Source organism: Paenisporosarcina sp. FSL H8-0542 (assembly GCF_038632915.1).
Classification (GTDB): Bacteria; Bacillota; Bacilli; order Bacillales_A; family Planococcaceae; genus Paenisporosarcina.
The window spans coordinates 3,094,337-3,107,838 of the sequence record NZ_CP152050.1 but is presented as its reverse complement, the minus strand read 5'-3'; the positions used below and the strand labels follow the sequence as shown (position 1 = coordinate 3,107,838).

Annotated in this window: 13 protein-coding genes and 1 riboswitch; of the genes, 9 read left to right on the top strand and 4 right to left on the bottom strand. The window is 41.0% G+C overall.

Translation table 11 applies throughout. The annotated features are described in order from the left end of the window. Positions 1 to 48 precede the first annotated feature (48 nt). From MHH33_RS15600 to MHH33_RS15585, 4 genes are all read right to left on the bottom strand, one after another. Positions 49 to 717, bottom strand: a complete 669-nt coding sequence (locus tag MHH33_RS15600) for an IucA/IucC family C-terminal-domain containing protein (protein ID WP_342542266.1) — start codon at positions 715 to 717, stop codon at positions 49 to 51. Positions 718 to 719: 2 nt separating this feature from the next. Beyond that, entirely contained in the window at positions 720 to 1,547 is an 828-nt protein-coding gene (locus MHH33_RS15595; protein WP_342542265.1) for an ABC transporter ATP-binding protein, read from the bottom strand. A gap of 297 nt (positions 1,548 to 1,844) precedes the next feature. Continuing rightward, positions 1,845 to 3,071: a peptidase T gene (pepT, locus tag MHH33_RS15590; RefSeq protein WP_342542264.1), complete on the bottom strand. Its 1,227-nt coding sequence runs from the start codon at positions 3,069 to 3,071 to the stop codon at positions 1,845 to 1,847. A 188-nt stretch (positions 3,072 to 3,259) separates the two neighbouring features. Next, positions 3,260 to 3,910, bottom strand: coding sequence for a glycerol-3-phosphate acyltransferase (locus MHH33_RS15585; RefSeq protein WP_342542263.1), 651 nt, complete (start codon positions 3,908 to 3,910; stop codon positions 3,260 to 3,262). A gap of 139 nt (positions 3,911 to 4,049) precedes the next feature. Beyond that, positions 4,050 to 4,167: riboswitch (SAM riboswitch) on the top strand. 117 nt (positions 4,168 to 4,284) lie between these two features. Between MHH33_RS15585 and MHH33_RS15580 the strand changes: the two genes are divergently transcribed. The 9 genes from MHH33_RS15580 (at position 4,285) to MHH33_RS15540 (ending at position 13,499) form a co-directional block, all read left to right on the top strand. After that, complete coding sequence (locus MHH33_RS15580; protein WP_342542262.1) at positions 4,285 to 5,574, top strand: O-acetylhomoserine aminocarboxypropyltransferase/cysteine synthase family protein; 1,290 nt, start codon at positions 4,285 to 4,287, stop codon at positions 5,572 to 5,574. Between the two features lie 16 nt (positions 5,575 to 5,590). Next, the gene (locus MHH33_RS15575; RefSeq protein ID WP_342542261.1) at positions 5,591 to 6,646 is read left to right on the top strand and encodes a homoserine O-acetyltransferase; all 1,056 of its coding nucleotides are present in this window, start codon (positions 5,591 to 5,593) and stop codon (positions 6,644 to 6,646) included. Continuing rightward, positions 6,619 to 7,605 (top strand): homoserine dehydrogenase, encoded by a 987-nt coding sequence (locus tag MHH33_RS15570; protein ID WP_342542260.1) that lies wholly within the window; start codon positions 6,619 to 6,621, stop codon positions 7,603 to 7,605. Before MHH33_RS15575 ends, MHH33_RS15570 begins: the two co-directional genes overlap by 28 nt. Positions 7,606 to 8,067: 462 nt before the next feature. Further along, positions 8,068 to 8,862 (top strand): SAF domain-containing protein, encoded by a 795-nt coding sequence (locus tag MHH33_RS15565; RefSeq protein WP_342542259.1) that lies wholly within the window; start codon positions 8,068 to 8,070, stop codon positions 8,860 to 8,862. A 23-nt stretch (positions 8,863 to 8,885) separates the two neighbouring features. Next, positions 8,886 to 10,043: an AAA family ATPase gene (locus tag MHH33_RS15560; protein ID WP_016428431.1), complete on the top strand. Its 1,158-nt coding sequence runs from the start codon at positions 8,886 to 8,888 to the stop codon at positions 10,041 to 10,043. A 13-nt stretch (positions 10,044 to 10,056) separates the two neighbouring features. After that, on the top strand, positions 10,057 to 11,403 hold the full coding sequence (locus MHH33_RS15555) for a CpaF family protein (RefSeq protein ID WP_016428430.1): 1,347 nt from the start codon (positions 10,057 to 10,059) through the stop codon (positions 11,401 to 11,403). Beyond that, positions 11,400 to 12,326: a type II secretion system F family protein gene (locus tag MHH33_RS15550; protein ID WP_016428429.1), complete on the top strand. Its 927-nt coding sequence runs from the start codon at positions 11,400 to 11,402 to the stop codon at positions 12,324 to 12,326. The genes MHH33_RS15555 and MHH33_RS15550 overlap by 4 nt, the downstream gene beginning before the upstream one ends. 4 nt (positions 12,327 to 12,330) lie before the next feature. Then, positions 12,331 to 13,263, top strand: coding sequence for a type II secretion system F family protein (locus MHH33_RS15545; RefSeq protein WP_016428428.1), 933 nt, complete (start codon positions 12,331 to 12,333; stop codon positions 13,261 to 13,263). 29 nt (positions 13,264 to 13,292) lie between these two features. Next, entirely contained in the window at positions 13,293 to 13,499 is a 207-nt protein-coding gene (locus MHH33_RS15540) for a hypothetical protein (RefSeq protein ID WP_016428427.1), read from the top strand. The last annotated feature ends 3 nt before the right edge of the window (positions 13,500 to 13,502 follow it).

Sequence of the window (13,502 nt, the reverse complement as noted above, 5' to 3'; positions counted from 1 at the left end):
TAAGGGGGTCGGACAATAAATTTATTCGGAAAGATTAAAAAAACACGCTTAGTCAGCGTGTGGGCAATAGGAGCATCTATTGGTATTAGGCATTTCTTTTAATAAACAACATGTAACTCGTTTATAGTCTTTCATTGCATTAAGGGCTGATTGGTTTTGCAAAAATTGCTTAAAAGGTGAACGTCTCATTTGCGGTTTCCACGTGCTTTCTAGCAACAAAAATTCCAGATTCGATGAGGCGGTCGTAACACCATCCTGAATAAGTTGACTGTAAACCCATATGACGTACCCCCATATATTTTCCCATAAAATCAACTTAGGGATCTTCGCATGTTGACTAAAGAATTCAACTAGAGGATGACCATAGGTGTCCAGAACGAATCGCAAAGCTTGTTCTTCATCTTGCACTTTGATATAGCCTTCACTTGGTACTGTGAACTTAATTGTATAGTCGTCCTGAATAATACCAATGTGGTTTAAAGGTCCGGCAAAAACTTGCTTGTGTACCGCAATCGTATTGAATTGAGCTGCTAACAAGAAACCAATGCGGCGAAAAAAAACAGATGCAGCAACGGCATCCGTTGGTGCATCCGTTATGTCTCGAACAGTTTGAAGCATTCTGTTTATGCCATGTGCAGTATGAGCCTCACCGAGTGTCATAACGGGCTGACGGTCATCATCGACAAACACAGAAAGTTGTTTAAGAGTATTCTTCATACTTACGCACCTGTAGAAACTCGTAATTCTGGTACTACACAGCGTCCCCGACCATAAGGGATGCAATGAGGTGTGCCGAACATTGGATCTTTTGAAACTTGGCATTCCATACCAAATACTGATCTAACTAAATCACAAGTAATGATATCTTCCGGTTTACCTTGAGCATGGACATCGCCATTTTTAATGGCAATGATATTGTGGGCGTATCGGGATGCTAAGTTCAAATCATGTAATACCATCACGATGGTACGATCTTTTTTCTCATTTAATTCAAACAGCAAATCCAAAATTTCAATTTGGTGCGTCATGTCCAAATAAGTCGTAGGTTCATCAAGCAAGATGAGATCGGTATCTTGAGCGAGTGTCATTGCAATCCAAGCACGTTGTCGTTGGCCACCGGATAATGTATCAACGGCGCGGTCACGAAGATCGCTAATTCGCGTTGCTTCCATTGCGGCTTCCACTTTTTCTGTATCTTCTTCAGTCCAGCGCTTCAACCATGACTGGTGGGGATAACGGCCTTGCTTCACCAAATCATGAACCGTCAGACCTTCTGGTGAAACGGGTGATTGAGGCAGTATACCCATTTTTTTAGCCACTTCTTTGGAAGACATGCGGTGAACATCTTTTCCTTCCAATAGGACAGAACCGGTTGTCGGTTTCAATAAACGTGCAATAGAACGAAGCAACGTTGACTTTCCGCAGCCATTGCTGCCAACAAAAACGGAAATTTCTCCACGGGGTATATGTAAATTTAAATTCTCAAATAGTAAATGATCAGAATATCCAATTGAAAGGGATTCAGCTTTAACAGCAGTATGCATCATTGTAACCTCCATCTAACTGATAGGTGTTCTCACTTAAGACATCATACCATAAAACAAAGAATTAATGAGAATGATTTTCATTAATTACTGGAAAAGTCTTTACAAAATTGTGAAGTTGTCGGTGCAGGATAAGTAATCATGACCTGCTTATGATGTTTTCTACGATTCCCATAAAATATATGCCGGATGGTGCAAAATTAGGTGACGTTTATTGGGAAATTCAATGTCATAGGAAATTCCATAAAAAAACAAGCACAGTCTGTCAGGAGGACAGTCAATGCTTGTGTTATGGCAATATTAAGCTTGTCTTTCAAACAGTTGAATCATTTCAATCATGACTTTGGTTGCTTTTTCCATGTTATCGACTGAAATGTATTCATATTTTCCATGATAGTTTTCGCCACCTGTAAAGATATTAGGTGTTGGCATGCCCATATATGATAATTGTGAACCGTCAGTACCTCCACGAATTGGGATGACTAATGGATTAATTGATAGATTCGTCATCGCTTCATGTGCAATATCGACAATTTCTTTTACAGGCTCAATTTTTTCACCCATGTTGAAATATTGATCATGCAGTTCATACGAAATTGCATTTGATCCGTATTCTGCTTTGATTTTTGAAGCAGCTTCTTCAAATAATGCTTTCTTCGCTTCGAATTTTTCACGGTCAAAGTCACGTACGATATAAGACAATTTGGCTTCTTCTACATGCCCGTTGAAATTCATCAAGTGGATGAATCCTTCATGTCCTTCAGTCTTCTCAGGCACTTCATCTGCAGGCATATAAGATTGGAACTTCATGGCGATGGTCAGAGCGTTGACCATTTTGTTTTTAGCTGAACCTGGATGAACGCTTGTCCCACGTGTGATAACTTTAGCACCAGCTGCATTGAAACTTTCAAATTGAAGTTCTCCAAGAGGTCCGCCATCCATTGTATAAGCATACTTGGCATCAAATTTTTCAACATCAAATTTATGTGGCCCACGCCCAATTTCTTCGTCTGGAGTAAAGGCAACACGAAGTTTGCCGTGTTTAATGTCTGGATTATTAATTAGAAACTCCATAGCTGTCATAATTTCAGCAATTCCTGCTTTGTTGTCGGCACCTAGTAAAGTCGTGCCATCTGTTGTTATTAAAGTGTGCCCGATATAATTATTAAGCTCTGGGAAATCGTCAGGAGACATAACGGTTTCTTCGTTTAATCGGATGTCGCCACCTTCATAGCAATCGATACGCTGAGGGTTTACATTCTTACCTGTATAATCAGTTGCTGTGTCGACGTGAGCTAAAAAGCCGATTGTTGGCAATTCACGTTCTGAATTTGCAGGCAAAGTGGCAAATAAATAACCATTGTCATCAAGTGAAATGTCTTCCATTCCGATTGAAGCCAATTCTTTTTCTAGTTCGTGCAATAAGTCCCACTGACCTGGTGTAGATGGACAAGTGGTGCTTTCAGCATCTGATTGTGTATCAATTTTGGCATAACGTACAAGGCGTTCGATTAATGTTTCTTGCATGGTTTCATCTCCCTTAGAAAAGTTGGTTCGGAGTCGGGCAGATATTGACCGACATGATGCGGGCCAGTAGTCTTTACCCCTTACCTCAGTTTAGCACTTTCATTCGGTTCACGGAATAATGATTGTTCTGGCCGAATGAAATTTTAACGACTTTTTAGTAAATTCGGAATAAAAAATGGATTCCCCAATTAATTGGAGTGAGTCACTTTTTTCTTTTTGATAACCGAAGAAACTCGTGGTTCCATCCCGGATCTCAAACGGTGTATATTCTCGCGATGCTTCCATAACGCAAGTAAGAAGAGTGCGGTGGTTATGACAATTGGCATAGTACTTTCTGTAATCAAAAAGGCTAAAATGATATATGTAATATATAAGAACAGTACACCGATTAATAAGTAATCTGTCACCAATGAAACGACAATCAGCAAGATAAGTCCAACCAATCCGATTCTCCAATCCAGTACTAACATCACTCCAATAACAGATGCCGTTCCTTTACCACCATCAAAATGCATCTGAAATGGATAATTGTGACCTATTACGACAGATGCCCCCACAAGAAATAATAGGACCCATTGATACTCCAAGGAAAGATCAGTAGATTCGAATATAAGACGCAAAAGGACGATTGCAAGTATTCCTTTACCAATATCAACAAATGCAACGAGTGCCCCGTATTTCCAGCCTAATACAATAGTGGCATTGGATGCCCCCGCATTCTTTACTCCCTGTTCCTTTACATTCACCCCAGAAAGCCGTTGCGCCACATTTGAACCATGGAGACAGCCAATTAAATAACCTGATAGTAAGGTGATTAGCACCCATAATGCAAGATTCATATTCCCAACCCCTTTTTTTCACTAACTCTTTAAACGTTTGAGTGTTGGCAGAAGTTTCAAAAAATTATATAAATAATTCTTGACTATTTATGGATATTAAACATATACTGATTCTCAAGATGGAAAACTAAATCAAATACTCTTATCTAGAGTGGCGGAGGGACTAGGCCCTGCGATGCCCGGCAACCGGCAAGTGATTAACTTGCAAAGGTGCTAATTCCTACAGATTTCTTTAGTGGAGATCTGAAAGATAAGAGGAGGATCACGCACTTGTGAGCCCCTCTTCTTAAGCGAAGACGGGGCTTTTTTCTGTTCATAAAACTCCTCTTTCGCCTCCACACTTCCATCTAAAACACAATCCAGGAGGGAAAACAATGACAAATCTTCAACCGGAAACTCTACTTTTACACGGAGGTCAGCAGCCGGACCCAATCACGGGTTCCCGTGCAGTGCCAATCCACAAAACAACTTCTTTTGTTTTCAGAGATACGGAACATGCCCAAAACTTATTCGCCTTGCAGGAAACTGGACACATTTATTCACGCATCGGCAACCCGACTGTGGACGTATTTGAACAGCGAATCGCGTTATTGGAAGGTGGCACAGCAGCGGTAGCCCTATCGAGTGGCATGGCTGCGATAGCCTTCTCCATTCTGAATGTAGCAGGAGCCGGTGATGAAATCGTCGCTGCTGGCAATTTGTATGGTGGGACCTACAATCTATTTGCCAATACACTTCCACGGTATGGAATCACGGTGAAGTTTGTAGATTCCACCGATCCTGAGAATTTCCGCGGGGCCATTACCGATAAAACGAAAGCCATTTTCGGGGAAATCATCGGAAACCCAAGCCTTCATGTTTTGGACGTAGAAGCTGTAGCTGACATTGCACACGAGAACGGAATTCCGTTGATTATCGATAATACGTTTGCAACGCCATACGGAAGCAACCCTATCGAATTCGGTGCGGATGTAGTCGTTCATTCAGCTACGAAATGGATTGGGGGACACGGTACGTCAATCGGCGGTGTCGTTGTGGATGCAGGTAAGTTTGATTGGAACAGCGAGAAGTTTCCTGGCTTTACGGAACCGGATACGAGCTACCATGGCCTTCGTTACGGGATTGATGTCCCCCAAGTGGCTTTCGCGATTAAACTGCGGGTCCAGCTACTGCGTGACTTCGGTCCATGCCTAAGCCCGGATAATGCATTCGCTTTTTTGCAAGGTCTTGAAACATTGCATCTCCGCGTACCGAAACATAATGAAAATGCAATTGCAGTCGCACAATACTTAGCAAATCATCCGGCAGTAGAATGGGTAAGTTTCAATGGTTTCGAATCTCATCCATCTCATCAATTGGCAAACAAGTACTTAAAGAATGGATACGGCTCGATTGTGAATTTTGGCATTAAAGGAGGTCGGAAAGCAGGACGAAAACTTATCGACCATGTCCAAATCTGGTCGCATGTGGCTAATGTAGGGGATGCAAAATCGCTCATTATCCATCCTGCTTCAACAACCCATCAACAGTTAAGCAGTGAAGAGTTGAAGCAATCGGGTGTAACGGAAGAGTTGATTCGTCTATCAGTAGGATTGGAATCTGTGAAAGACCTGGTAGCCGATTTGGGGAAAGCAATAGAACATGCCACCGTCGTAACGGTTTAATGTGGAGGTGAATTTAATGGCAACAGGAAGTGTGACAATCGGGAATTTTCAACTAGAGTCTGGAGAATGGCTTGAGCATGTTGAACTTTCATATGAAACTCTTGGTCCTTCAGAAGCACCAGTTGTTTTGGTTTGTCATGCGTTAACTGGCAATCAATATGCCGTTGGATCAAAGGAATCACCGGGCTGGTGGAGCGGGTTAATTGGACCGGGAAAGAATATTGATACCGACTCTTTTCGAGTTATTACACTGAATGTCCTTGGAGGATGCTCGGGTACGACGGGGCCGTTGACCATCAATCCCTCTACAGGCAATCCATATCGATCATCCTTTCCGACAATTACAATTCGCGATATGGTTCATGCGGAAAAAAAGGCATTACAGGCTTTGGGTATTAATCGGCTTCATGCGGTAGTTGGTGGGTCACTTGGTGGCATGCGTGTTCTGGAGTGGGGATTACTTTATCCAAAAGATATGGATATTCTTATTCCTTTAGCAGTTACCCCTTATCTAAGTGACACAGGTATTGCTTTTAACTACATTGGAATCCATGCAATTGAGACGGATGCGAATTATCTCAATGGAAACTATACCTGTTCCTCGGATATCAAGGGGTTTGAAACGGCTCGAATGGCGGGGCTGGTTACTTATCGTAGTGAACAATTACATAAGAACCGTTTTGCCAGAAAGACCAGAAGCGATGGATTGTTCGAAATCGAATCCTATATGAAATATCAAGGGGTAAAACTGGCTAACCGTTTTGATGCGAATAGCTACCTTACCTTGTTAAGAGCAATGAATACCCATGATATCGGAAGGGATAGAGGGGGTATAGAAATTGCGGCAAAGCAATTTGAAGCAAAAGTGATTACCATAGCATTCACATATGATTTACTATATCCACCTGAGGACATTTGCTCTTTTGCGCATCTCGTTCCTGATCATCATTTCTGTATGGTCAACACACGATTCGGTCATGATGGCTTTCTGACTGAATTTGAGACATGGGGAGATATATTATCTGTTCACTTGGGGGTAAAGTCATGGCGACGATTCAAGCAGCAATCTTAGGTTTTGGCACAGTTGGTCAAGGTATTTACCAAATACTTAATGAGAAAAAGGATCAATTAAAAGAATCACTTGGATTAGATATAGACATCAAAGCAATTCTGATAAGGGATAAGACAAAAAGCCGCATGGCAGCTCCAGATGTATTGTTCACTGACAACTTTGATGAAATTGAAGCTATCCCAGATCTTCAAATTGTTTTTGAAGCCATTGTGGGAGAAGACCCTGCTTACGATTATTTATGTAAGGCCATTCAAAAAGGTTGTCATGTCATTACGGCTAATAAAGTCATGTTCTCAAAGCATGGCTTGGAGTTACAGGAACTTGCAAATAGGCAAGGTGTCCATGTGGGATATGAAGCAACTACAGCTGGCGGTGTTCCCATAATTTCAACTTTGAAAAATATTCTTCTAGTAAATCAGGTTCAAAGAATTCAAGGGATATTAAATGGAACATCAAATTACATCTTAACTCAAATGAGGGTGCAAGAAAGCAGTTTTCAGGATGCTTTGGAGGAAGCAAAGTTACTGGGGTACGCAGAGGCAGATCCTTTCAATGACATTTCAGGTCAAGACGCATTTCGAAAGCTTATGATATTGAGTAATTTAGCATTCGGTAAACAACCAAAGTGGGATGATGTATCGATTGAAGGAATAGGAGATATCACTCTTGAACAAGTACTGGGGGCTGCAAGGGAGGGTTTGCGTTTCAGACATGTGGCAGAAATTGTCGAAAAGGTAGATGGGTCCTTACATGCAAGTGTTGGTCCAAGATTGGTAGGTCCAGAGCATCCTTTGTATGCAATTGAGGGAGTAAATAACGCAATTGCACTTGAAACGGATTACATGGGAACTTTAACTTTAGTGGGCCCGGGAGCAGGTAAATTACCGACTGCAAGTGCCATGGTGAAAGATTATGCAGAAATTATCGGCAAACGGACTCAAATTTTAGTTACCATATAAGAAAATCGAACCGCTACATTCTCTCCAAATGGAGAAATGAAGCGGTTTTTCTATTGGGAAAAATAACGCACTTATTATATAGAAGGAATACATTCAAAACACTTGATTTTAAGTATCTTGAAGTCGAGGTTATTGGGATTACATGGAAAAAATAAAGATTCATTATACCCTATAATTGTAAAAAAAAGGTTTATTAAAGGTGAAATAGTTGTGATATAAAATTATAACAAATTTAACGAATCGCATTATATCAACGTTTTGGTGATTAGGTAAAAATAAATATCGTGAAATAGGTTTATATACATGGTACAAGGGAACTACGAAAAGTGTGTTGGGAATATTATCCAACTTTGACATTAGAGGTAAGGAAGTGGTAAATAATATATGACCTTAGAGGTATTCATTGAAGGATTATACCTAAATAAGTAAAAAAGAAACCATTTTGAAAAGAGGGATTAATGAATGTTAGAGGCAAAAAGGCGTGCGGCTGTATTCTTTATTTTGGCCTTTATTTTAGCGGCCGCCACTGGGTATATGGTCCTTCAGAAAGTTAAAGACTTAAATTCCGAATTAGGAGCAATGACAAAAATTTATGTGGCTAATGGAGAGATTCTTTCTCGAGAAGTAATTCAGGAAGACCAAGTAACCGTTATGGAAATTCCAAATAAGTTTGTAGTTAAAGATTCTCATATCACATCGTTCGAAGAACTGCAGTACCAAGTTTCCGTCCTGCCTCTCAAGGAAGGGGATATCATCACCAAAAGCATGATCAAACCAGCTACAACACTACAAAATGAAAATAATAGGTTGGTCAGCTTAAATAGCTCAGAAAAAATTCAATTTGACCAAGTAATCGAAAGTCTAGATCGAGTAGATATTGTTGTATCGACTGATAATAATGGCGATCGCAAAACGACCATGTTCATGAAAGATGTGGTAGTAAGATGGGCGTTAGGTGATAAAGAAGGCATGAGAGGGATTGCAGTCGAAGTGACGGCTGAACAAGCACCTAAACTAATACATATGCAAAATTATGCTGATCATATTCGAATATTAAAAGCTAATGTTGGTCAAAATAGCCTGCCTCTAGAAGAAACTGAAGAACAAGCAACGCAGGAGGATGCAGCCGCACAGCCAAAGTCGGAAGCTAAACCAGCAACTCCACCAGCAACGAAGCCTGCACCTACACAACCAAAAGATAATACAAAAAAAGAAACACCGAAAGCAGCAGGAACGACTTCAGGCAGCGGACAGTAAGGTAAAGAAGAGAGGCTGACAAGATGGAATCACATATAAATATTTTGATTGTTAGTGAAGGGGAGCAAAGCACGGCGCAACTAAAAATAATTGCTGAAAGTTTTTCAAAAAGCGTAACTACGGTTAATTATCCAGAAGCCATTCGTGAAATGAATCGGGAAACACGAGATATTGTGATTGTTTCTCAATTTGAAACAGAAGCTTCTGTGGAATTGGTTCAATCGATTCGAATGGTTAACCCGGCATGTCTGCTATTGTTTGTTGCCAATGAATCTGACTTTTCATTGCTCCGTTCAATCATTCGTTCAGGAGCGGATGAGTTCTTCGTATTCCCTGATGAAGCCAGTTTATTTGCCAGCCGATTCCCAACTATCGTAAAAAACTATGAAATTAAGAAGAATTCGATGGAAGAAGCAGCTGTAACCTATGGGAGGAATCGGGGGAAGATTTTTTCTTTCTATAGTGGAAAAGGTGGAAGTGGCCGTACATTAATTGCTTCTTCAGTTGCTCAAACTTTAAAGCTTGAGTCAACGGCGGAAGTGATTTTGATCGATTTGAACACTCAGTACGGTGGAATCGAAAACGTCTTTTCTATTGAATCTAACCGTTCGCTGGCCGACTTAATGCCAGTAGTTGAGGAATTAAATGAAAGTCATATCCGGAATGTATCGGAAACGCAGGAAGATTCCAAGCTAGAAATTCTCATTAGCCCTTGTGACGCGGAAATTGCAGAATCAATCGATGAAGAGTTTATTGCCAAATTGATTCGTACATGCAGACGTTCATTTGATTACGTGTTAATTGATTTGCCAAGTCATATGAATACACAGGTTGTTACAGCATTAGAAGAGTCAGACAAAGTATTTTACATATTAGCTCCTGAAACTTCAGCACTCAAAACGTTGAAGCAGTTCGAGACACTGAGCACAAGGCTCGGCATTTCATTGGCAAATCGCATGGAAATCGTGCTGAATGAACTGGCCAAAGAAAACGAAGTCCAGCAAAGTGATTTGAAAAATGTACTGCGTTTTCCGGTTGCTGCTTCCATTCGCAGGGACATTAAGGGGTTACAACCCTATATCAATAAAGGCATGCCCGTCAGAAAAGTGCAGAAAGAGCGTAAATTAATCCCATTTGCCAAAGATATTCGAAAGTTTGCACGAGATGTATTAAAGCAATAGGAGGTGAAGAGGGATGAGCTCACTGTTTGAAAAGAGAAAAGAGAAGCTTGTGCAGAAAAAGCCAACCTCTTACGAATATGAAAACCACCTCGTCGATGAATTAGTCGAACATTATAAGGCACGTTTATTGCGCGACACAAACTTAGAAGCCTTAACGCAGTTGTCTTCAGGAGAAATGCGTTTACGCATCGAACAATATGTTTCTACTTTCATGTCCGAAGAGAAAGTGATTATTTCAAGGCATGATAAAGAACTGTTAATTACTAGAATTCTAGACGAATCAGTAGGTTTTGGACCGCTCGAACCTCTCATAAATGATCCCGATATTACGGAGATTCTGATCAATGGATATCAGGAAGTTTATGTGGAAAGAAAAGGAAAGCTTCAGGAAGTACAAATTGCCTTCAGGAATGATGAGCACGTTCGGCACATTGTGGACCGAATTGTTGCACCACTCGGCAGACGAATCGATGAAAGCTCACCAATGGTAGATGCCAGATTGCCAGATGGCAGCCGTGTAAATGCAGTTATTTCACCAATCAGTTTATCAGGCACACTGGTTTCCATCCGGAAATTCCGAGCAGAACCATTTAAAGTGGAGGATTTACTGCAGTTTAATTCCATGAGCAAAGATATGGCAACGTTTCTAGACGGGATTGTCAGAGCCAAAATGAACACTCTTATCAGTGGCGGTACAGGATCTGGTAAAACAACCTTGTTGAATGTAATCGCAACATCCATTCCTCACGGAGAACGGGTCATTACGATAGAAGATTCGGCAGAGCTTCGACTCGACCGACCTAACGTTGTTGGAATGGAAGCCAGACCAGCGAACGTTGAAGGAAAAGGCGAAGTCAGCATCCGAAACTTGGTGCGAAACGCGCTACGTATGAGGCCAGACCGTATCATTGTCGGGGAAGTTCGAAGTGGCGAAGCATTTGATATGCTCCAAGCGATGAACACCGGGCACGAAGGGTCAATCACAACTGTCCATGCCAATAATGCGGACGATGCATTGCGCCGAGTGGAAGCGATGGTCATCATGGCAGGAATGGATTTACCTTCTACTATTATTCGAGAATACATTGTCGGAGCTTTAGACATCATTATTCAGGCAACACGACTGACAGATGGAACTCGGAAAATCGTTTCGATTTCTGAAGTGCAAAAAAATGATGGCAAACATCGGATTGTTGAAATCTTTAAGTTTCAAAGGACCGGTTTAACGAAGGATGGAGAGGTCGAAGGACATTTTATTCCGACTGGTGAAATTCCCCAGTGTTTAAATCGAATCCGTGTCTTTGGAATTGACATGGACGAATCGTTATTCGAGCCAGTGAAACGAGGTGTAGTCGTATGACCGAAGGCTTACTGGCGATGCTGACCATTCTCGTGTTCATCGTAGGTTTTTATTTCTATCTTGGCTATCGAAAAGAAAAACGAGAGTGGCGTAAACAAGTCCAACAGTTTTATCGAGATGGAGAACGTCGTAAAAGTGTGTTGGTTGTCATTGGAGCTAAGTACGATCAAACCGAGTCGGCAAAAGCGCTGGAACAAAAGCTGGTAGATGCAAATATTGGCTTCACGCCATCAGAATTTTTGGGAGCGTTAATAGTTTCATATATGGGATTGATTGTTGGTCTGCAAAACTTTTTCAATCTGAACATGCTTGCTAGTTTGTTCGTTGCCCTGTTACTCGTAGAGGGAGGGCGCCGTGTATTGTTCATGGTGCGTAAAAATAAGAAGAAGCAATTGTTGGTCGAACAGCTTCCAGAAATTTGCCGTATCCTAGCTAATGCTACACGATCTGGTATGACGCTAAATCAAGGAATTCAACTTGTAGCGCAAGAAATAGCAGAACCGGCAAAATCAGAGTTTAAAAGATTGGCGCATGAATTATCTCTTGGAATAGACTTCGGTGCAGCGATACGCAGCATGGAAAAACGAGTGGATGATAAAGAATTTCAATTGTTCACAGCTACTATGCTTATCCAGAAGAAAGCCGGCGGTAATTTGTACGCTGTACTGGATGAAATGAGTCAGACACTGGATGAACGTAAGTTATTGAAACAGGAAATCAAAACGATGACTGCAGAACAACGTTATATTTCCTACATTGTTCCGGTCATTCCGATATTCCTAGTACTGATGATGAACAACATTATCGATGGTTTTTTGGATCCCTTATTTACCGGACTGGGATTCATCCTATTTGCTTTCTTCTTGACCGGTACAATTCTAACATTCGTGATTGTCCGTAAAATCACTAATATAAGGGTGTGATGAAATGGATGGAATTATTGCTTTATCTGTACTGTTGTCAATAATTTTTGTTGGAATTGCCCTTCACTCATTATTTGTGTACTGGCGTGAACGAAAAGCATTGAAAGAACAAGTAGAAGAATCACTTTTTATTTACGATACCTTCCATCGGAAAATCACACGTAAAGAGAAACTGGTTGCCAAGATGTTCAAATTTGCTGATGATTTCGCAGATTTGGGCCAACGCATTAATTTTTTCAGTGAAAATGAGGAAGTTAAAAAGTGGTTGATACAGGCCGGATATCCTTATGAACTGACAGTTGAACGCTTTCAAGGATTGAAAATCTTTTTAATGATTGTTGGATTCTTTGCAGGCGGAATATCTCTCATTCTACTACTGCCCTTTTCACAATTTATGATTATCCTGTTGCCGATTTTTGGCTATATGAGTGCGATTATGTGGATTCGCTCCAAAGCGAAAAATCGCCAGGAGGAAATTTCGTATCAGTTACCGGATTTTCTGGATACGATGAGCGTTACTTTGCAGGCTGGGGTCGCGATGGATCAAGCAATTCGTGACATTGTTCCGTATTTTGAAGGACCAGTGAAAGAGGAATTCGGACGATTCATTCAGGAAATTAACGTTGGTGTACCGCGAGCGGAAGCCTATCGGACGTTACTTGTCCGTAATGATTCAAAAGAGTTTCAAATATTGATAAAGTCCTTGATTCAAGGCGAGCGATTGGGTGTACCAATTGCAGATACTTTCAAACAACAAGCCGAAGAAATGCGAAAGTTGAAGAAAGAGATGATTAAAGAGAAGGCGGCGAAAGCTTCACCAAAAGTAACACTCGTTACGACATTTTTGGTTCTGCCATCTTCGCTCGTATTAATCGGAGGCTTGATGATGATAAATATGTTCAACCAAAACAAAGGCATTTTTGATTTATTCCAATAAAAAAACAAGCTCAGAGGAGAGAAAACAAAATGAAAAACTTATTAATGAACGCATGGATGAATATCGTAGTACCGGTGAAAAACGAAAAAGGTGCACAATCACTTGAATGGTTAGGGCTGGCAGCATTATTGATTTTAGTATTAGGGATTATCTCGACAGCAGTAAGTGGACAATCTGGGGCAATCGGAGATTTGATCGGTAAAATCGTTTCCAAGATCGGCGGAATGGTCGGCTAATTC